Source organism: Streptomyces rapamycinicus NRRL 5491 (assembly GCF_024298965.1).
GTDB classification, from domain to species: Bacteria; Actinomycetota; Actinomycetes; order Streptomycetales; family Streptomycetaceae; genus Streptomyces; species Streptomyces rapamycinicus.
Window position 1 is genome coordinate 95,917 of sequence record NZ_CP085193.1, and the last position, 19,839, is coordinate 115,755.

The 19,839-nt window shown below is 68.4% G+C and carries 17 protein-coding genes and 6 pseudogenes; 13 read left to right on the forward strand and 10 right to left on the reverse strand.

Features of this window, described 5'->3' with window-relative positions; all coding sequences use genetic code 11:
* The first annotated feature begins 3 nt into the window (after positions 1-3).
* The 4 genes and pseudogenes from LIV37_RS00220 to LIV37_RS00235 form a co-directional block, all read left to right on the forward strand.
* Positions 4-1,026 carry a Gfo/Idh/MocA family protein gene (locus LIV37_RS00220; RefSeq protein ID WP_020865117.1) on the forward strand — a complete coding sequence of 341 codons (1,023 nt, stop codon included), beginning with the start codon at positions 4-6 and terminating at the stop codon, positions 1,024-1,026.
* 568 nt (positions 1,027-1,594) lie between these two features.
* Positions 1,595-2,112, forward strand: a pseudogene (locus LIV37_RS00225) (transposase family protein).
* Between the two features lie 865 nt (positions 2,113-2,977).
* The gene (locus LIV37_RS00230) at positions 2,978-3,910 is read left to right on the forward strand and encodes a sulfotransferase domain-containing protein (protein WP_020865119.1); all 933 of its coding nucleotides are present in this window, start codon (positions 2,978-2,980) and stop codon (positions 3,908-3,910) included.
* Positions 3,911-4,418: 508 nt separating this feature from the next.
* Positions 4,419-4,773, forward strand: a pseudogene (locus tag LIV37_RS00235) (IS256 family transposase); the annotation flags it as partial.
* Positions 4,774-4,799: 26 nt separating this feature from the next.
* Here the strand turns inward: LIV37_RS00235 and LIV37_RS00240 are convergent.
* A pseudogene (locus tag LIV37_RS00240) lies at positions 4,800-5,018 on the reverse strand (transposase); the annotation flags it as partial.
* Positions 5,019-5,395: 377 nt separating this feature from the next.
* Between LIV37_RS00240 and LIV37_RS00245 the strand changes: the two are divergent.
* Entirely contained in the window at positions 5,396-6,637 is a 1,242-nt protein-coding gene (locus tag LIV37_RS00245; RefSeq protein ID WP_121825997.1) for an IS110 family RNA-guided transposase, read from the forward strand.
* Positions 6,638-6,658: 21 nt separating this feature from the next.
* Here LIV37_RS00245 and LIV37_RS00250 read toward each other — a convergent pair.
* Positions 6,659-7,119, reverse strand: a pseudogene (locus tag LIV37_RS00250) (transposase); the annotation flags it as partial.
* Between LIV37_RS00250 and LIV37_RS00255 the strand changes: the two are divergent.
* From LIV37_RS00255 to LIV37_RS00265, 3 genes and pseudogenes are all read left to right on the forward strand, one after another.
* A pseudogene (locus tag LIV37_RS00255) lies at positions 7,086-7,498 on the forward strand (PP2C family protein-serine/threonine phosphatase); the annotation flags it as partial. The pseudogenes LIV37_RS00250 and LIV37_RS00255 sit on opposite strands and share 34 nt — an antisense overlap.
* On the forward strand, positions 7,499-7,969 hold the full coding sequence (locus tag LIV37_RS00260; protein WP_251983357.1) for an ATP-binding protein: 471 nt from the start codon (positions 7,499-7,501) through the stop codon (positions 7,967-7,969).
* Positions 7,970-8,223: 254 nt separating this feature from the next.
* A pseudogene (locus LIV37_RS00265) lies at positions 8,224-8,400 on the forward strand (FCD domain-containing protein); the annotation flags it as partial.
* A gap of 8 nt (positions 8,401-8,408) precedes the next feature.
* Here LIV37_RS00265 and LIV37_RS00270 read toward each other — a convergent pair.
* Positions 8,409-8,561: a helix-turn-helix domain-containing protein gene (locus LIV37_RS00270; RefSeq protein ID WP_158634961.1), complete on the reverse strand. Its 153-nt coding sequence runs from the start codon at positions 8,559-8,561 to the stop codon at positions 8,409-8,411.
* A 249-nt stretch (positions 8,562-8,810) separates the two neighbouring features.
* Entirely contained in the window at positions 8,811-9,506 is a 696-nt protein-coding gene (locus tag LIV37_RS00275) for a GntR family transcriptional regulator (RefSeq protein ID WP_243146436.1), read from the reverse strand.
* A gap of 179 nt (positions 9,507-9,685) precedes the next feature.
* Between LIV37_RS00275 and LIV37_RS00280 the strand changes: the two genes are divergently transcribed.
* The 4 genes from LIV37_RS00280 (at position 9,686) to LIV37_RS00295 (ending at position 14,164) form a co-directional block, all read left to right on the forward strand.
* Complete coding sequence (locus LIV37_RS00280; RefSeq protein WP_121825995.1) at positions 9,686-10,960, forward strand: CaiB/BaiF CoA transferase family protein; 1,275 nt, start codon at positions 9,686-9,688, stop codon at positions 10,958-10,960.
* 62 nt (positions 10,961-11,022) lie between these two features.
* Positions 11,023-11,811 carry an enoyl-CoA hydratase/isomerase family protein gene (locus tag LIV37_RS00285; RefSeq protein WP_020865127.1) on the forward strand — a complete coding sequence of 263 codons (789 nt, stop codon included), beginning with the start codon at positions 11,023-11,025 and terminating at the stop codon, positions 11,809-11,811.
* A gap of 131 nt (positions 11,812-11,942) precedes the next feature.
* Complete coding sequence (locus tag LIV37_RS00290; protein ID WP_020865128.1) at positions 11,943-13,061, forward strand: acyl-CoA dehydrogenase family protein; 1,119 nt, start codon at positions 11,943-11,945, stop codon at positions 13,059-13,061.
* Positions 13,058-14,164 (forward strand): acyl-CoA dehydrogenase family protein, encoded by a 1,107-nt coding sequence (locus LIV37_RS00295; RefSeq protein WP_020865129.1) that lies wholly within the window; start codon positions 13,058-13,060, stop codon positions 14,162-14,164. The genes LIV37_RS00290 and LIV37_RS00295 overlap by 4 nt, the downstream gene beginning before the upstream one ends.
* Positions 14,165-14,277: 113 nt before the next feature.
* On the opposite strand, the gene LIV37_RS00300 is transcribed toward LIV37_RS00295, so the two are convergent.
* A complete protein-coding gene (locus LIV37_RS00300; protein ID WP_020865130.1) occupies positions 14,278-14,463 on the reverse strand; it encodes a hypothetical protein in 186 nt (61 codons plus the stop codon).
* Between the two features lie 104 nt (positions 14,464-14,567).
* On the opposite strand from LIV37_RS00300, the gene LIV37_RS00305 reads away from it, so the two are divergent.
* Positions 14,568-15,338, forward strand: coding sequence for a FadR/GntR family transcriptional regulator (locus tag LIV37_RS00305; RefSeq protein ID WP_254807063.1), 771 nt, complete (start codon positions 14,568-14,570; stop codon positions 15,336-15,338).
* Positions 15,339-15,742: 404 nt separating this feature from the next.
* Here LIV37_RS00305 and LIV37_RS00310 read toward each other — a convergent pair whose 3' ends face one another.
* The 5 genes from LIV37_RS00310 to LIV37_RS00330 form a co-directional block, all read right to left on the reverse strand.
* Positions 15,743-16,285, reverse strand: a complete 543-nt coding sequence (locus tag LIV37_RS00310; RefSeq protein ID WP_020865132.1) for a nuclear transport factor 2 family protein — start codon at positions 16,283-16,285, stop codon at positions 15,743-15,745.
* A 10-nt stretch (positions 16,286-16,295) separates the two neighbouring features.
* Positions 16,296-17,024: an SDR family NAD(P)-dependent oxidoreductase gene (locus LIV37_RS00315; protein WP_158634960.1), complete on the reverse strand. Its 729-nt coding sequence runs from the start codon at positions 17,022-17,024 to the stop codon at positions 16,296-16,298.
* An 83-nt stretch (positions 17,025-17,107) separates the two neighbouring features.
* Positions 17,108-17,863: an SDR family NAD(P)-dependent oxidoreductase gene (locus LIV37_RS00320; protein WP_020865134.1), complete on the reverse strand. Its 756-nt coding sequence runs from the start codon at positions 17,861-17,863 to the stop codon at positions 17,108-17,110.
* Between the two features lie 11 nt (positions 17,864-17,874).
* Positions 17,875-18,672 (reverse strand): enoyl-CoA hydratase/isomerase family protein, encoded by a 798-nt coding sequence (locus tag LIV37_RS00325; RefSeq protein WP_020865135.1) that lies wholly within the window; start codon positions 18,670-18,672, stop codon positions 17,875-17,877.
* Positions 18,669-19,832, reverse strand: a complete 1,164-nt coding sequence (locus tag LIV37_RS00330) for an acetyl-CoA C-acyltransferase (RefSeq protein ID WP_020865136.1) — start codon at positions 19,830-19,832, stop codon at positions 18,669-18,671. Before LIV37_RS00330 ends, LIV37_RS00325 begins: the two co-directional genes overlap by 4 nt.
* Positions 19,833-19,839 lie beyond the last annotated feature (7 nt).

Consider the following 19,839-nt stretch of genomic DNA (forward strand, 5'->3'; position numbering starts at 1 on the left):
CCGTTGCGGCTGGGGGCGCTCGCCACGTCGTCGATCGCCCACAGGCGCGTGCTGCCCACCGCGGTGAGCATGCCGGAGGTCGATCTCATCGCGGTCGCCGGCAGGTCTGTGGAGAAGGCGGGCCGTTTCGCCGAGCAATTCGGTTGTGCAGCGGAGAGGGACTACGCGGCGCTGCTGAAGCGCCCGGACGTGGAGGCGGTGTACATCTCGACACCGACGGCGCTGCACCGCGCATGGGCGGACCGCGCGCTACGCGCCGGCAAGCACGTGCTGATCGAGAAGCCGATCGGGGTGAACGCCGACGAGGCACGCCAGTTGTGCTCCCTCGCGCGGGAGCGCGGTCTGGTGCTGCGGGAGAACTTCATGTTCCCGCACCATCCGCAACACGCGTTCGCCGCGGACCTGGTGCGGCGCGGACGGATCGGCACCCCGAGCACGTTCCAGGCGTCCTTCTGCATTCCGCCGCTACCCGCTGACGACATCCGGTACGCGCCCGGCCTCGGGGGCGGGGCACTGCTCGACGTGGGCGTATATCCGTTACGCGCCGCGGTACTGCTGCTGGGGCCTGGGCCGCGGGTGGCGGGGGCGACGCTGCGCACCCGTGCCTCGGACGGGCTCGACCTGTCGGGGCAGGCGTTGCTGATCTCGCCGTCCGGGATACTGGCCCAGGTGACGTTCGGATTCGAGCACGTGTACGCGTCGTCGTACACGCTGTGGGGGGACCGGGGTCGACTGTCGGTGACGCGCGCGTTCACTCCGCCCGCGGCTCACCAGCCCGTGCTGGTGCTGGAGGAACAGGACCACGAGGAGCGGTTCACACTGCTGGCGTCGGATCAACTGCGGCTCTGTCTAGAGGACTTCGCGGCCGCGGTACGCAAGAGCGAAGCGGGCGACGGGAGGGCGGAGGCCGACAAGCGGCGAGACGCGATCGCCCTGCTGGAGTGCGTGGATGAAGTGCGCAGACAAGCCGTGCGCGTCATGACCGATGACGGCCCACAAGGGAGCTGTCTACAGGTTCCCTCCTGAACGTCGGAGGAGAGCCAGAGTGAACCCGTCGATGCCACCGCTGATGACGGCCTCGCCTCCCACTCCCGGGGCTGGGAGGACTACCTCAACCCGGCCGACGAGCTGCCGGCCGGACCGCCCGCCAGGCCGCTAAAACTCGTCGGAGACAGCGGCGGTCGGCTCGTCAGCGGTATATGAGCCATTGCCCGCCGACGCACTTGCGGGACATGGGCCGGCGGGGTGGGCAGACCGCGACCGGCTACGTCAGTCCTCGTGGCGGGGGTCGCGATTGCCAGGCATAGATTCCGGGGCCTCGTGCACCGCGGATGCCAGGGTGGCATCAGGGCGGCTGGCGAGGAGGACGACATGGCCGTCCTCCTGACGCTGGTCGAAAACCCCCTTCCGCAGTGAGCACGCACCGAGCCGCCCCTACGCACGTGTCCTTTTCGACTGTGCCCCACATTGAGGTTTTCTCAGTGAGGTCTTTCCGCGTGACCGCTGATCGGGTGACGACGTTGGCGTCCGCGACGGACAAGTCCCGTGCCGTTGTGCGAGGTGTTCGACTTCTCAACTATCCGGCAAACAAGCCTTGTTACTTCCCCACCCTGCCGCACTCGACCTGCCACATACTGCGGTTGAATGGGGCACCATACTCATCGTCACCCGCGTGAGGGACTGCCGCTGCAAGCTCCCACCGCGCCAGCGTGCTCCGGTCGGTCCGGTGTACCGCGCCGGCACTGCGCGCACTGGGCGAAGCCGACCCCGACTACGTCCTGCTGGGTGGTGCCCTTGCCGAGTGCGACAGGGTTGGCGACAGCAGAGCCGACTACTCCCGCAAACACCGCCAGCACGGAGTCAATGTGCAGGTGGTGACCGACCCGGCCGGGCGGCTGACGCGGATCTCACCCGCGCTGGCCGACCGCACCCACGACCTGACCGCAGGCCCGCACCCACCGGAGCATCCGCGCGTTCTCGGCGGCACGAGCACCGGTCGAACACGATGTGGCGTGTCTGAAGTTCTGTCGCATCTTCCGCAGAGCCCGGTGCAGCCCGAATCGAATGTCGTCAATCGCCGCGGCCGTCCTCACTCTGGAGCGGCAATGCTGAAAGGGCTCAGTGAGTTCGGTTGTGTTCGAAGCGGGTGAGAACCAGGCAGGCACGGGTGATGTCGCCGATTCAGCCGGGGTCGAGGATGATGTGCTGGAGGGCCTTCCATCGGGTTTTGAGCATGGCCATGACGCGTTCCCGACGGCACACAGCCGGGTGTGCAGGCTGTTGCAGGGGCCTTCTCGGCGACGCGGTCGGTGGGGATCAAAGAGCCGTCGAGGAGGACGTGGGCAAGCCGGCACGCCGGGCACGGTCGAGGACCTCGTGCAGGCCGGGGCCTGGGCGCTGAGGACCGCGATGCCCTCACGGAGGTACTGGTGAGCGGTGGCGATCGAGATCCCGAAGTCACGCGCGAGCTGGCCGACGCGGGTGCCGTCACAGAACCAGCCCAGGACCATCGCCGCATGTCGGAAGCAGGTCAGCGCGCTGACACCCCTTGGAGTACCACGCCTGCGGCGCTCCGGCCGGAACAAATGGCCAAGGTGCCCACGGGGGCATGAGCCGGCGCCGAGAAGGAGCTGGTACACGATCGCCGAGCTGCGGGGCGAGGAGAGTCCGGATCCTGGTATGAACGCCTCATCCCCAGGCCGGCTCGGCCGTAACTGTGGTGATCGCGGATGTTTCTCCACCACAACAACGAAAGGTTGGGACCGTATCCGTTACTTCTGTATACATCCACGAGGGGTGCCGCCATGCATGTCCAGGGCGCTGTACCGATGAGGCATAATCCCGAACCGCTCCGGCAACCCGTTATTCGCACCATGCTCCGGTCAATCGCCGACCGTTTCGCAAAGCGGAATGTCGACCACGATCCGGCCCATCGCAATGAATCAGCGCTGAGTGACGTCCTCAGCATGACCAGGGGATGATGATGACAGAAGCACCGCGCCGATACCTGTCGCCAGAGCACAACAGCGTCCGCTGGGACGACTTTCCGTTGCGTGACGGTGATATCGTCGTCAGCACCCCGCCGAAGTCGGGTACGACGTGGGTACAGATGATGTGTGCTTTGCTCATCTTCCAAACGCCTGACCTCCCGCAGCCGCTGGAAGTCCTGTCACCATGGTTGGACCAACCACCGTGGTTGGACCAAATGCGCTCGCAAGAGGAGGTCTACGCGCGTCTCGCCGAGCAGAAGCACCGCCGCGTCATCAAGACGCACACCCCACTCGACGGCCTACCGCTCGACCCGCGCGTCAGCTATATCGTGGTCGCCAGGCATCCCCTCGACCGGGCGTTGTCTGTCTACCATCAAACCGCCAACATCGACCTCGAGCGAGTATACGCCGCCCAAGACGGCTCAGAGCCACAGTCTCGGCAGGCTCCCCCACCGCTCCCGTCGATGCGCGAGTGGCTGCAGCATTGGTGTCTGCCCCAGCCGACCGACGATCAGGGAACAGCGGTTCCCGAGAGCCTGCACCAGACGGTTCACCATCTCTATGACGCGTGGAACCGGCAGACACAGCCGAATGTGAGGCTCCTGCATTACGTCGACTTGTGCGCCGACCTCGCCGGCCAGATGGCAGCGTTGGCCGAATGGCTGGGCATTACGGTGAACGAGTCGGTCTGGCCCGATCTGGTGAAGGCCGCGACGTTCGACGAGATGAAGAGTCGCGCGGAGCGGCTGGCGCCTGACACCGAGATACTCAAGGATCCGGTGAAATTCTTCCGCAGCGGGCGATCGGGAGACAGTCGGGATTTTCTGACCGAGGACGATCTCGATGCATACCGGAAGCGGGTTGGCGACCTCGCTCCGAAGCCGTTCTTGGATTGGCTGCACCGCGACCCACCGTCATGAGTGATGGAGCCAATGCCGACGTGTGAAGGGCTTCTCACCGACAAGGACATGAGCCGTCCAGGCGGGCCAGGACAGCAGTGGTTCGAGCAGCCGCCCACTCCGCGTCCGTCATGTCCGAGGTGTGCAGATACGGACGCGCAAGATGGTCGACGTCGTGGTCGAATCGGCGGGCCACGCACGAGCAGCGAGTTTCCTCGACCGGGGTAACAGCGGCGGGTGCGGACGCGTAGAACGGCAGACAGAACCTCTTGGCGCGGCTGAGCGTTGACACCTCCGCTACTGTCAAGGGGTCCTGCTTGTGCGAGGCACTTCGCGAGTTCCGGCCCCTCCGCCCAAATGATCAGCTCGTGGAAAGGAACTGAGATGGGTGCGGTTCGTTTGGGGTGAGCGTGATCAAGCGGTCAGGTTGTATTTCTGCTGGTCGGGTGTCGGTAGAGGGGCCGGTGCTCGTGGGCGGCGTGGCAGTGCCGGTGGGCGTCGAGGTCGCCGTTGGCGGCCAGCAGAGTTGGCCGGTGAACGGAACGGCAACGGCCGGTGCCTGGTCGTCCGCAACGGCCACCACCAGCCACCACTGCTGCCCGGTCGGTCGAGGCGCGGGCCCCGCGCGTGAACGACACGCGCATCGACGAGACGACCGGAGAGCACAAGCGGTTCTCCTCAGTGCTCCTGCCCCACCCTGGGCCAGGAAGTCCTCGAAGCTCGCGGAAGTGCTGCCGCTGCATTACCTGCACGGCTTGCCTTCGGGCGACTTCGCGCCCGCGCTGGAGCAGTTCCTCGGTTCCTCGGCCGGCCTCTCGCCCGCGACGGTGACGCGACGGACCGCCCACTGGCAGGCCGACCACACGGCGTTCCAGGACGGGGCCTGTTCGCTACGGACTATGAGCTTGTCTCACGTGGTCAGTTTAGCGAGCTTCTTGTAGCAGGTCAGGGCTGCCGCGAGTCCGAGGAGGGCGGGGAAGTGGTTCCCCTTTCGCTCGTATCGGACGGTCAGGCGACGGAAGCCGAAGAGCCAGGAGATCGACCGCTCGATCTTCCAGCGGTGTCGGCCGAGGCGCTCGCTGGACTCAATGCCGGGTCGGGCGACGCGTGGGACGATGCCGCGGCCGCGCAGCCAGGAGAGTCGATCGGCGGATTGGTAGGCCTAATAGGCGCTGTGGGTTGGCCGTTGAGCCAGCGCTGGCAGGGGCCGGGTGAGACGTCTGGTCTGTAAGCAGCGCCGAGAGTGCTTCGACAAGAGGGACGCGAGTGCGGCCCCTGCCGTTTCGGACTCGGCCGCCGTACCGTGCCGTGGTTCGAGCCGTTCCCAGAGCCACCTCCTTGTCAGCCGGAGCTGTGAAGCTCTTCACGAGAGCGAGGACCCTGGGCATAGCTGGGGCCACGGACGGCTGATGGGGTGGTGCGCCCGCGAGCGCTGCTATTAGGTCGCCGGGTGGTCCTGCCGCGGCTCGACGCCGACGGACAACGAAGGCTCGAAAGGAGCGCGCGTTGCACGTGACCTGCGGAATCGACTGGGCTGAGGACCACCACGACGTGGCAGTGGTCGACTGCGACGCCCGGTTGCTCGGCAAACTCAGGATCAGTGACGACGCGGCGGGCTTCCAAGACCTGCTGCGGCTGCTGGCCGAGCACGGCGACAGCCCGGACGATCCGATCCCGGTTGCGATCGAAACGTCCCGCGGACTCCTGGTGGCCTGCCTACGGGCCTCGGGCCGCAAGGTCTACGCGATCAACCCGATGGCCGTCGCCCGCTACCGCGACCGGCACATCGTCTCCCGCAAGAAGTCCGACCATCAGGTCTCGGTCGTCCTGGCGAACATCCTGCGGACCGATGCCGAGGTCCACCGACCGATGCCGAGCGACTCCGACCTGGTCAGAGCGATCGCCGTGCTCGCGCGGGCCCAGCAGGACGCGGTCTGGGACCGCACCCGCGCCCACAACCGGCTCCGATCACACCTGCGCGAGTACTACCCCACGCTCCTCGAGGCGTTCGCCAGCAAACGCGAACGGCTCCTGTCCCGAGAGGCCCGCGCGATCCTGGCGATCGCCCCCACTCCGGCCGAGGCCGCCCGGCTGTCCCGCAGCCGCCTCAGGGCAGCCGTCATACGGGCCGGCCGTCAGCGCCGCGTCGAGGCCGAGACCGACAGGCTCCTTGAGGTGTTCCGCCGGACCTGGCTCCGCCAGCCGACCCTGGTTGAGAAGGCCATGGGACGGCAGACGCTCGCCCTCCTCGCCCAGCTCGACGCGGCCTGCCGGGCATGCGACGACCTCGCCCACGACACCGAGGACATGTTCCTGCAGCATCCCGACGCGGAGATCATCACGAGCTTCCCCGGCCTGGCCATACTCACCGGCGCCCGGATACTCGCCGAGATCGGCGACGACCGAAGCCGGTTCGGCCAGGCTCGGGACCTGAAGGACTACGCTGGAAGCGCCCCGGTCACTCGCGAATCCGGCAAGAGCCGCCGAGTCACTCACCGCCGGATCAAGAACAGTCGCCTGGCCGCGACCGGGCGACACTGGGCATTTGCCGCGCTGACCGCTTCACCCGGGGCCCATGCCCACTACAACCGCCGACGCAACAACGGGGACCGCTACCACGCGGCCCTCCGCCATCTGTTCAACCGCATGCGCGGACAGCTCCACCACTGCCTGACCAGCCACCAGAAGTTCGACGAAGCGATCGCCTTCAGCCGACCTGAGCCATCCTCGCTCGCAACAGCTGCTTGACCCCATAACCGCATGGGGTGTCTTGTCGGCGCGGAGCCTTCCCGGGCGGCGGAGTCGCGGTCCACGGCGGGAGCGGATGGCGGGTATGCCCGCGACCAGCGGAAGGAGTGCCTGGCTGTCGTGGACGTTGGCGCCAGAGACGCCGAGGGCGAGAGGTAAGCCTTGCCCGTCGGACAGGACGTGCGGTTTGCCGCCCTTCTTGCCCCGGTCGACCGGGTTGCGCCCGGTCAGCGATCCCCTTTTTTCGCACGAACCGAGGCCGCATCCACGATCGCCGAGGTCCAGTCCACCCCACCGCGAGCCCCGAGCTCGTCCAGGACTGCCTGGTGCAAGCGACACCACAGCCCAGCCTCGGTCCATACGGCGAACCGACGGTGTGCGGTCGCCGGCGAGACACCGAACGCATCCGGTAGATGCCGCCAGGAGCAGCCGCTGGTCAGCGCGTAACATGCCTCCCGACGAAGTACTGTCCCGCCTCGACGAGCAGGTCATCCGCCTCACCGAGGCGGAAGCCGACCCCCGGCACCCGGCCGCCACCACGATGGCCGCCACGTGCCTGTACGCGGTCTACGACCCGGTCACCCGTACCTGCACCATGGCACGGGCCGGCCACCCCCGCCCGCGATCATCGACCCGTACGGCCACGTCACCTTCCCCGACCTGCCCACCGGAGCACCGCTCGGCCTCGGACTGGTCCCCTTCCAGTCCGTGACTTTGGAACTCGCCGATGGGAGCGTGCTCGCCCTCTACACCGACGGTCTGATCGAGGCCCGCGACCAGGACATCAGCGCCGGCATGAACTGTTTGCGCACGGCCCTCGCACGGCCCGACCTCACACTGGACGAACCGTACTCGTCCACAGTGGACATACTGCGGGCCAAGCCGCCGAGCGACGATGTCACTCTGCTCCTCGCACGGACCCGCTCGCTGAGCGCAGACCAGGTTGCCTCTTGCCGGTTCCCCAGCGACCCCGCAGTCGTCAGCCGTGCCCGAACTCTCGCTGCCCGGCAGCTGGCCCAGTGGGGACTGGAAAACCTAGCCGAGTCCACAGAGCTGATTGTCAGCGAACTGTTCACCAACGCCATCATCCACGGCAACAGCGAAGGCAACAGCGACCGCACAATCGGCCTACGCCTCATCCGGCACGAGATGCTGACCTGCGAAGTCCCCGACGCCAGCCGCAGCCACCCGCTTGTGCGACACCCGCTCACCACCGACGGACACGACCGCGGCCTCTTCCTCGTCACTCAATTGTCCCGCCGATGGGGAACCCGCCACATCCCGGACGGCAAACTCATCTGGGCTGATCAGCAACTGCCGGCCAGTGCGTGAAACCACTTACCCGTCCGGCGCAAGCGCTTGGAGGCCGGTGTACCTGTGCCCCGAGAAGACCGACAACTCGTACGCACCATTTTTGTGGCTGGAGAGCGGACGTACGCTCCCACACCACACCACACCACACCACACCAGCGGCAGCCCGGTGTCAGGGGAAAGTCCCATCCGGTCTTCCCGCCTTGTCGCCAGACTCCAACGACTGCATCAGAGGTGTCGTGAAACTCGGACTTGGTCCGCCCCAGAGATTGGGAGTGCGCAGGCGATCCCGACTGTATGGACTCACCGCTCTGGTGGAGGAGGGAAGGCTGGAGGCCTCCGCGAAGGAGCACCTCGAAATCCTCGACGCGCTGCTGTCCCGCGACGAGGAAGCCGTCCGCGCCGCGATGACCCGCCATCTCGGCCACATCCGCAGTCTGTGGGCCCAATAGCGGCGGTTTCACCGCCGCGTCTCGTTGAGGTAGTCGCAGACGGCTTCCTCGTCAAGCTCTCGGACGACCGCGGCCCTGTGCTTCTTCTTCATCAGCCCGACCGAAATCGCGACGTTGCCGATGGCCCGGTCGACGAGGAGCCTCTGGGGAGTGGTAGACATACCGCCGGTGAACCGGCCCGGCGCCCGCAGCGTCGCGCAAGACGGGTGGAGCTCGGGGAGCCCGGCGTTGTTCGCGGCGGTCGATCCGCCCAGCAGGAGGAGGCAGCCCAGTAGCCGACAGTCCGGCAACGGACTGCCGCTACCCGACTACCTCGCCACCTGGCGTCGCGCAACGGCTGCCGGACCGATCCGATGCTGCGATGACACCACCATCACCAGATCATCTCGCCTACGGCTCATGGCCGGCAGTCACGGAGCAGTCCCTGCGAGCAGGGAACCGATCTGTGCGCGGGTCCCGGCACGGTGCTCGTCCATCAGCTTGGTCATCAGCTTGGTGTCGTGGCGCCGCAGCGCCTCGATCATGGCGTCGTGCTCGTGCACGATGCGCTGCCTGGCGGCATGGTCGTAGGCCAGGTATGCCGAGCGGTACACGTTGCTCAGGGTCCAGACGCGCTGCAGTTCGTCGACCACGAGGTCGAGTCCGGACGCTTGGAAGACCAGAAAGTGGAACTCCACGTTCAGCCGGTGGAGAGTGGGAAAGTCGGCACGCTCGCCAGCCTCCCGGATCTCCCGGTTCACCTCGCGCAATCGCTTGATCAGGTCCTCCGGGAACGGGGGCAGAGCTCGGATCACCTCGGTTTCCAAGGCCCGGCGCATGAGGTAGGTCTGCTCGAACTCCGCAGCGGTGAGCCGCTTCACGGAGTAGCCGACGTTGCGCACGTGCTCAAGGATGCCTTCACTCTCCAGGATGCGCAGCGCCTCGCGCACCGGCGCCCGGCTGACGCCCAGTCGGGCAGCGAGAGCCTCCTGACGGAGGGACTGCCCCGGCAGCAGTTCCATGGAAAACAGCATCTCGTGGAGCCGGTCGACGACTTCCGCGACGGCTCCAGCCCGGGTAGGGCGTAGTCGTCCTGCGGATTCCGCACCTGCCACCTGCTCGACCACCGAGACCTCCATCGCGTTGCGTGGCCTCCATTGTGCCCGGACCCGAGCCACCTTCCCGGGCCATTGACGGCCACAAGGATTGGCTCCAATATTGGAGCCAATCTTCGGAGAAACCGGTCGCCCGCTGACGGACAGCCGCGGTGTCGTTGTTTCCACGTCCGAGATGGAGGGTCACGGCCATGGGACTGCCACTGGAAGGCGTCCGCGTCATCGATGTGAGTTCGACGCTCATGGGGCCGTACAGCACGATGCTCCTCGCCCAGTGGGGGGCCGAGGTGGTCAAGGTGGAACCGCCCGGCGGTGACGTGGTCCGGAAGATCGGGGACGTACGCGGTACGTCCATGGGCCCGGCCTTCCTCAACGTCAACCGGGGCAAGCGCAGTGTGCTGCTCGACCTGAAGCAGGACCGCGGCCGTGACGTCCTGGACCGCCTGGTGGCCGGGACGGACATCGTGGTGCACAACCTCAGGCCGAGCGCGGCCGAGCGCCTGAATCTGTCGGCGGATGCCGTCCTCCGAACCAATCCCCGCGCCGTGTACTGCGCGTTCCGCGGCTTCGGAGCCGGCGGACCGTACGAGAACCGGCCCGCGTACGACGACGTCATCCAGGCCGCGAGCGGCATGGCTGCCGTGCAGGGGGGTGCCGACGGCGCCGCATACGTCCGTACCGCCGCGGCAGACAAGATCGTCGGGCTGATGGGTGCAGCGGCCGTCCTCGCGGCGCTCCGAGGACGCGATGCCACGGGCGAGGGCCAAGTGGTCGAGGTGCCCATGCTGGAGACCATGACCGGCTTCATGCTGCTGGAGCAGCAGGGCGGCTGGGTGTTCGACCCGCCTGCCGGACCTGGGGGGTACGCCCGCACGGCGTCACCGCACCGGCGGCCGTGCCGGACGAAGGACGGGTATCTGGCCGTGATGATCTACACGGATAACCAGTGGCGGGCGTTCTTCGAGTGCATCGGCCGACCGGAACTAGCCGAGGAACCCAAGTACCGTACGATCCGCGAGCGCACGGTGCACATCGACGAGTTGTACCAGCTGCTCAACGCGGAGATGACGACCAGGACGACCGCGGAGTGGCAGGCCGAGCTGGAGAGACGGGACATCCCCGCCGCCCGGGTCAACTCGGTCACCGACCTGTTCGCAGATCCGCATCTGCGGGCCACCGACTTCTTCGAGCATGTCGACCATCCCAGCGAGGGCCCGCTTCGGCTGCCGCGCCAGCCGGTGAACTTCGGCCCTGATCCCGTCCGGCGGACTGACGGCGCGAAACCGCTGCACGCACCCCGCCTTGGCGAACACAGCCTGGAAGTGGCGCGCGAGATCGGCCTGGGCGACGCCGAGATCGAACGCCTCGTCGCCTCGGGGACACTGGGCGTCCCTCGCGCGGGCGGCACGACGGCGAGGAGCGGATCGAGTACGCGGACGGCAGCGACCGCAGCGGAGCAGCACTGAGCTCCCCCGGGCGCGCGGCTCCCCCACGGCACCACCTACAGAACACCCGCAGCGGGAAAGGGATGGCGATGGCCGACCTCGAATACTCCGTACAGGAACACATCGCGACGATTCTGCTGAATCGTCCGCATCGCAAGAACGCGTTCACTCTCGACATGGTCGATGCCTGGGCGGATGCGCTACGCCGGGCAGAAGACGATCCTGCGGTGCGCGCGATCGTCGTCACGGGTACAGGAGGTGCCTTCTGCTCCGGGGTGGACCTCTCCGCCTTCAAGGGGGAACAGCGCGACCCGCTCGGCGAGAAGGAACTGCTGACCCGGCGGGTGCACCGCGTGGCACTCACATTGGAGGACGTCTCCAAGCCGGTGCTCGCCGCGGTCGACGGCCCGGCGGTCGGCGCCGGGATGGACATGGCGTTGCTGTGCGACATCCGGTTCGCGTCGCGCACCGCCCGGTTCAGCGAGGGTTACATCAAAGTCGGGCTCGTCCCGGGCGACGGCGGCTGCTGGCTACTCCCGCGCGCGGTCGGCACCTCGACGGCGCTCCGGCTGCTGTGGACCGGCGACTTCGTGGAAGCCGACGAAGCACGGAGGATCGGCCTCGTCGAGGAGGTGTACGAGGCAGATGACCTCCTCGACGCCGTGTACGCCTTCGCGACGCGACTCGCCGAACGGCCCCCGGCCGCCATCCAGACGATCAAGCGTGCGGTCCGGCAGGGTGCCGGGCACGACCTGCGCACCGCGCTCGACCTCATCTCCTCCCACCAGGCTGTGATCACGTCGACCCGGGATTCGGCCGAGGCCTACGCCGCCTTCCGGGAGAAGCGCCCGGGAGTCTTCACCGGCCGCTGACCGGAGCGTCCGTCCCGTTGCCCTGCGTCGGCCACCCGTACGCAGAGTCCCTGTACCCACGTATCCGTACGGCGAGCCCCGCCCCGCACGATCGCCTCGCACGCCGCCGTACGACCCGATGAAAGGCGACCATGAACCATCCCGCGCCCCCCGAAGGGTGCAGCGCGCTGCGCACCCAGGTCAGGGAACTCACCGCATCGTGGCGGTCCGCCGGCCGGTACGTCGCGCGCAGTGACTCCTGGCTGCGCTCGTTCGACCTGGAATTCAGCAGGGAACTCGCCGCGACCGGCCTGATAGCCATGACCTATCCGAAGGAGTTCGGCGGCGGCGAGCACAGCAACGTCGAGCGGCTGGCCGTCACCGAGGAGTTGCTGCGGGCAGGAGCGCCGGTCGCGGCCCACTGGATCGGCGACCGGCAGATCGGACCCGCGATCCTGCGGCATGGCGGCCGCGAACTGCAGGAGGAGATCCTGCCGAAGATCGCCTCCGCCGAGGCCGTGTTCTGCCTGGGAATGAGCGAGCCCGAGGCCGGCTCCGACCTCGCCGCCGTACGGACTTCCGCGACCCCGGTCCGGGGCGGCTGGCTGGTCTCCGGGCACAAGACCTGGACCAGCCACGCCCACCGGGCGACGCACGCCTATGTCCTGGCGCGCACCGCGCAGACAGAGCGGAAGCACGAGGGCCTGACCGAGTTCGTCCTCGACATGCACGCCGACGGCGTCTCGACGACGCCGATCCCGGACCTCGCCGGTGAGCATCACTTCAACGAGGTGCGTTTCGAGGAGGTCTTCGTTCCCGCGCACCGGGTGATCGGTGAGGTCGGCAACGGCTGGCGGCAGGTCGTCGAGCAACTGTCGTTCGAGCGCGGTGGTGCGGAACGTGTCCTCTCCAGCTATCCCGTTCTCACCGCACTGATCACCCGCACCGCCGAGGGGCACGACACCGAACTCCGCTCCCTTCTGGGCTCACTGGTCGCCCGGCTGGCGGTGCTGCGCCGCCTGTGCTGGGAGGTGGCCCGGTGCCTGGATTCCGGGAAGGCACCCGTACAGGAAGCGGCCGCGCTGAAGTACCTCGGGAACGCCTTCGAGCGCGATGTGATCGATGCGCTGCGCCGCACCGACCTGTGCCGGGATCCCTCCCCCGATGGGATCTACGGGCAAGCACTACTCGCATCCCCCGGCTTCGGTCTGCGCGGCGGTGCGGCCGAGGTCCTGCTGTCCCTCATCTCCCGGCAGGAGACACGGTCATGAGCGAGTACACCACGGAACTGCGTCAGCTGGTGGAGTCCGTCGTCCCGGAGTACGACAGCACGGCAACCCACGACCAGGCGCGGGAGGTGTGGGCCCAGCTGTGCGAACTGGGACTGCCGAGGATCGGCACGCCCGAGGCGCGCGGGGGTTCGGGCGGCACCCTGGACGACCTGCTGGTGGTCGTCGAGTCGCTGGCCGGCCGCGGCGCCGACGTGCCAGTCGTCGAATCCTCGGTGGCGGACTGGGTGATCAGCCACGCCCAGCAGCTGGACGGCTCCCCGGCCACTCTGGCCCTGCTCGACGGGCCAACGGGAGCGGTGAAAGCGGGGCCGCCGGGGGCGGTGGACGAAGACGCGGACAGCGAAACGCTCACGGCGGAACTGCCGGCCGTTCCCTGGGCCCGGGACGCGGCACTCCTCGTGGTCACCGGCCCAGGGAGGCAAGCGCTGATCGTGGACCTGCGGCACGAGTCGGTGGCGGTACGGCAGGGTGAGAACCTGGCCGGCGAGTCACGGGACACGGTGCTGCTGCACCGCACTCCGGCCACCCCCGTCGCCTCTGGCCCCGGACACGCGGCGATCCGGTCACGCCTGGCACTGCTGTGGTCGGCCGCCGTGGCGGGCGCCGCGCACGGGGCGTACCGGCTGACGAAGGCCTACGTCGCCGAGCGCCGACAGTTCGGCGCCCCCTTGCTGCGGATTCCGGCGGTCTCCTCGGGGCTGGCGCTGATGAGGGTTCAACTGCTACAGGCAGAGGCTGCGTTGGCAGTGGCCCGGGAAGCGGTGGCGACGGGTACGGACCACGCAGGGGCCCACGCGGAAACCGATGGCCACCCCGCCGGACGGGATGGGACGGCTGCGGCCGTGGCCATGGCCCGCATCACCACCGCCCAGGTGGCAACCGAGGTCGCACGCCTGGCACACCAGTTGCACGGTGCCATCGGCGTCACTCAGGAGTACGCGCTGCACCGCGTCACCCGGCGGCTGTGGGCGTGGCGCGACGCCGTGGCAAGCGAGCGCGACTGGGCCGCCGAACTCGGCAGGCGAGCGGCCGGCTCCGGCGAGACGGCCGTTTGGACACAACTGACCGCCACCGGCTCCTAGGACGGACCGTCACCCGGCAGCTTCCCCCGGCAGGTGCCCGTCCGGGCACCTGCCGGCCGGCCCCCATCCCGCACCTCCTTCCACGTCCTCACTGCTCAACACCGCCGCCCTCTTCACCACCGGCTTCTTCGCCCGGCCGTTGGGCGGCTGGATACCGGGCAGGCCGATGCCAGGCCGCTGAACCGGGCCTCGGGCGCGAAGGCCATCGCGAAGAACGCCGGAAAGGCGGCGAGGTTCGCGGTGTCACAGCGGAAGAGCGACACGAAGCCGAAGACCATCGCGCTTGCCCTGCCCTGCATTCTGTGCACCTCTCATCGCTCCCGCGGGGAAGCTGGTACACCATCCCTGCGAAAAATACGACGGTCTGGAGCACGTCCAGTACCGTGAGCGCATGATGGAATCAGTGGCCCGCCCCGGGGGCCAACCCTCACAGGAGGAGCCGGCGCGGTACCGCCGCCCCGAGAAGATCGCCGAGGCCGTGGCCAGGGACATCGTGCAGGACATCGTGAACCGGAATCTGGAACCCGGCGCCATGCTGCCATCAGAAGTCGAGATGGTGGAGCGCTACAGCGTGGGACGGGCGTCCGTCCGCGAGGCGCTGCGCATCCTCGAGGTCCAGGGCCTGGTTGTGATCCGGCCCGGCCGCGGCGGAGGACCGATGGTCGCAGCCACCGACGCCCGGGACTTCGCACGCACCGCATCGCTGCATTTCCAGGCAGCCCGGGCCACCTTCCGTGAACTCATCGAGGCCCGGCTGGTGCTCGAACCCATCATGGCCGGCCTGGCCGCCAAGCGCCGCGACCCGGCGACCGTCGAGGCCCTCAAGGCCGCGGTCGACCTGACCAGAGAGGCCATCGTCGGCTCGGAGAGCGACAGCTATATTCGCGGGGCCACTGCCTTTCACGACGTAGTGGCCGGCGTGTCCGGCAATCGAATCCTCGACCTCGTCGGAAAGTCCCTCAAGATCATCTATGCCGACCGCGTGGTGCGCTACGTCTACCCGCCCTCGCACCGCCACATGGTCGCCGACAGCCACGAGGAGATCGCCGAGGCCATCATCAAGGGGCGGGCGAAGATCGCCGAGGAGCTCATGCGCGAGCACATGATCGACTACACCGCTCAGCTGGAGCAGCGCTTCCCCGAGCTGTTCGGCGAGGTCGTCGCTTGGCGCTAACCGGCACGCACGCCGACCGTCTTCGCCAAAAGCCCGTCCAAGCATTGCCAGCCCAATCCATCCATATTAATGTTTCGCATGTTCACCTCGCAGCGAAGCAAAGGGAACGATGGGCAGGTTGACGGGAGGATCACGCGTTCATGGGCGCGCGGGGCCAAGGGCATCGATGCGGGCGGTCGGCCTCGCGTAGAACGGCGTGACGATCAGCGAGGTCAGCGGGGCTTTCGGGCTGGGCAGCACCACCTCGGTGCAGCCGGCGGCCAGCGCGGCGCCAAGCGCGCGGGCGAGGTCCGCGTAAGCGCGGCACCTCCATGGCGACGGCCTCGTCGGCGTGGTCCGCAGTGGTCGCGGCCGACGAGGTGAGGACCTCCTCCGTCACGGGGTGCGCTGCTCGAGGAATCCGCTCATCGCCGGTAGAAGGCCTTCCAGGTCCCGAGTTGCTCGGGAATGTCCGCCTCCACGGGCTCGACGCCGGGCCACCGGCGCCGTGGCTGCGCGTGGTCGAGGTCCAGCAGGTCCCGCAGCGGGGCGCCGTAGAGGAACTCACAGGCCCGCTCGGCGACCCGCCATCGGCCGTCCTCGCAGCGGTAGCGATCCCGATAGCGGTGCGCGGTGACGAACAGCCCACCTTCGAGCATCAGCTCGGAATGCGCGAGCACCACGCCGCGAGCGGTGTCCTCCGTCAGCTCATCGAGCACGACCCGGTGAGGGACGTGGTAGCTCGGTCCGTAGTGCTGGAAGCGCTCGGTGTAGTACTCGATGAGCGCCGGACGGCCCTCGATCCGCCCGCCCACGGAGACGAAGGCGCCGTCGGCGGTGAAGCACCCGGCGAGCGCATCGAGGTCACGGTCGTCACACGCCATGGCGTAGCGGGAGATCAGCTCCTCGATCTCGGTGCGGTCCTCGATCCGGCGCAGCCGCGCCAGGATCTCGCTCTCTTCGTTCATCCCAGCCTCCTCAAGTGCCGGACGTACGTCCGCCGTCGACCATGAAATCCGCCCCGTTGACGAAGGCCGCGTCCGAGGACAGCAGGAAACAACAGCAGCCCGCGATCTCCTCCGGCGAGCCCAGGCGAGCGAGATAGGTGCGGGCGATCTGGTCGGTGCGCGAAGCGCCGCCCGCGGCCTCGTGCTCACGCAGCATCGGGGTGTCGATCGAACCAGGCGAGACCGTGTTCGCCCGGATGCCCCTCGGTCCGAAGTCGACGGCGATGCTGCGGGTCAGCCCGAGCAGTCCGCTCTTCGAGGCCGTGTACGCGGCGGAGTCGGGGCGGGCCCGAGTCGCGGCCAGCGAGGCCACGTTGACGATCGCGCCGCCACCCTGCTCGAGCATGGCCGGGATGACCTCACGGGCCCAGATCCTCGGTGCTGTCAAGTTGACCCCCAGGACCTGGGCCCAGTCCTCGTCCGTCGCCTCGACGACATCGCCGCGCCGGTGGATCCCGGCGACGTGGATCAGGCCGGTGACGCCCCCGGCCGCCGCGACCGCACGGCGGGCGCAGTCCCGGTCGGTCACGGAGCCGACCACGGACTTCCCGCCGACCTCGGAGGCGACATCCGCGACCGATGGGTCGATGTCCACCAGGACCACCGATGCGCCCTCGGCGGCGGCCCGGCGGGCCGTCGCGATCCCCATGCCCCGGGCCGCGCCGGTGACGATCACCGACTGTCCTTCCAACAGAGCCATCCCATTCCCCTTCGAACGCGGCCGACGGCCCGGCACCGCCATGCGCCGAACCGACAGTGTGTCTCAGCGAGTGCGACGGTGGGTCACTGCTTGGCGGTCTCGCCGCCGTCGATCACATAGACGGCGCCGGAGACGAACTTCGCCTTCGTCGACGACAGGTAACAGACGAGCGGGCCGAACTCCTCCGGGTCGGCCATCCGGCGGGCGGGTATCTTGCGCACCCGCTTCGCCAGGATGTCCGGGTTCCCGGTGACGTAAGCCTGCGCCTCCGTGCTGAAGGCACCGGGCGCAATCGCGTTGATCTGGATGTCATGGCGTGCCCACTCGGCGGCCAGCGCCTTGGTCAGCTGGATCGCCGCGCCCTTCGACGCCGAGTAGGCGGCGAGTGCGGCCTTCCCGAGGATCCCCGAGGTGGAAACGATGTTGACGATCCGCCCACCGCTCCCCTGCTCCACGAACCGCCGACCGGCCGCCTGCGACAGCACCGCGATCGCCGCGACGTTGATCTCCATGACCTCGTCGAAGACGGCCATGTCCATTTCGAGGAAGTTCGCGGCGGGCGCGATACCGGCGTTGTTCACCACCACGTCGAGTCGGCCCAGCCTCTCCACCGCGACGTCGGCGAGCGCGGCCACCTGGGCCCGGTCACGCATGTCGCACACGTACGGGTGGATCTTGCCGAGGACCGGCTCCTCGGCAAGTTTCCGCAGACTCGCTTCGGTGCGGGCGACGGCGAGCACGTCGGCGCCCTCGCCGGCCAGCGCACGGGCCGCGGCCCGGCCGAGGCCCTTGCTGGCGCCGGTCACGAGTACACCGCGCCCCTTCAGGTCCAGGTCCATCCTTGGTCTCCTCAGGAATCGTGGCGCGGGAACCATGCCGGGTCACGGCCGTCGAGGAACGCCGCCGCGCCCTCCTTGATGTCCTCGCCCAGGTGAAACGGCATGACAAGGAACTGGGCGGCGTCGATGGCCTGGTCGGCCGGCATGTCCGCGAGCAGGTTGAACGCTCGGCGGCCGAGCTTGGCCGCGTAAGGGCTGACCCGCTCGAACTTCTCGGCGTATGCCTTCACGCCATCGGTCATGTCCTCCGGGGTGTCGTACAGCCGGTTGACGAAGCCGAGCGAGTGAGCCTCCTCAGCGCCCATGGGCTCACCGGTGAACATCATCTCCATCAGCCTTTTGCGAGGCAGGGCGCGGCACAGGTGAGCGACGATGATCATGGGGAAGATGCCGACCTTGATCTCCGGCATGGCGAACCGGGCGCCGCGGACCGACAGCAGGATGTCGCACATCCCGGCCAGGCCCATGCCGCCCGCGTAGGCGGGACCGTTCACAGCGGCGATGATCGGTTTGTCCGCACGCAGCATCAGCCGGTGCAGCTCCACGATCGGCTCTGGCCAGTCGAACGCGGCCGCGGTGCCCATGTCGGAGAAGTTCCCCATCTGCCTGAGGTCCCCGCCTGCGCAGAAGGCCTTGCCGGTGCCCGTCACCACGACCGATCGCACGTCCGGGTCTCCGAAGTGCGTGCGGAACGCCTCGGTGACACGCTCGGCCGTCTCCCGGTCAAGCGGGTTCCTGCGGTCCGGCTGGTTCAACGCGATCCAGCCGAGGCTGCCCTCACGCCGGAGCTCTACCTTATCCTCGCTCACGCCCGCTCCAATATCGTCGCGTTGGCCATGCCGCCGCCCTCGCACATCGTCTGCAGCCCGTAACGCGACCCGGTGCGGCGCAGGTGATGGACCAAGGTCGTCATCAGCCGGGCTCCGGTGCCGCCCAGCGGGTGACCGAGGGCGATCGCACCGCCGAGGACGTTCGTGCGGTCGGCACCCACGCCAATCTCCCGCTGCCAGGCGAGCACCACGGACGCGAACGCCTCGTTCACCTCGAACAGGTCCACGTCGGACGCGGCGAGACCCGCCTTGGCCAGCACCTTCTCGGTCGCGGGGATCGGGCCGGTCAGCATCCGGACCGGGTCGGACCCGACGACCCCCATCGCCCGGATGCTCGCGAGCGGGGCGAGCCCGTGCCGCTGAACAGCGTCCTCGGAGGCAAGCAGCAGGGCCGCCGCCCCATCCGAGATCTGGCTGGCGAGGGCCGCGGTGAGGCTCCCGCCCTCGGTCAGCGGCTTCAACTCCGCCATCTTCTCCAGCGTGGTGTCCGCCCGCGGTCCCTCGTCCCGGACCAGACCGTTGACCGCGACGATCTCGCTGTCGAAGAGGCCCTGCTCCTGGGCGGCGAGCGCGCAGGTGTGGCTCCGCAGCGCGAACTCCTCCATCTCAGCGCGGGAGATGCCCCAGTCGTCGGCGATCAGCTGTGCACCGCGGAACTGGGTGATCTCCTGATTGCCGTAGCGCTTGGCCCACAGCTCGCCCTCGCGTGGCAGCCCCATCCCGTGCTCGGCTCCGACGGTGGCCGACGACGCGATCGGGATCCGGGTCATCACCTCGACTCCACCGGCGACGACGAGGTCCGCCTCGCCCGAGGCGATGCCCTGCGCGGCGAAGTGCACGGCCTGCTGGGAGGACCCGCACTGCCGGTCGATCGTGGTGCCGGGGACCGACTCCGGCAGCCCGGCGGACAGCGCGACGATCCGGGCGATGTTGGTGGACTGCGCGCCGATCTGGCTCACGCAACCGAACATGACGTCGTCGACCGCCCTTCCAGCCTCGCCGGCCAGCCCGGCCCGGTCGAGCAGCTCGGCCACGACGTGTCCGCCGAGGTCCGCGGGATGCATCCTCGCGAGAGCACCCTTGCGCCGACCGACGGCCGAGCGCACGGCACCGACGACATACACGGGTCCAGCCAGCATGTGTCCT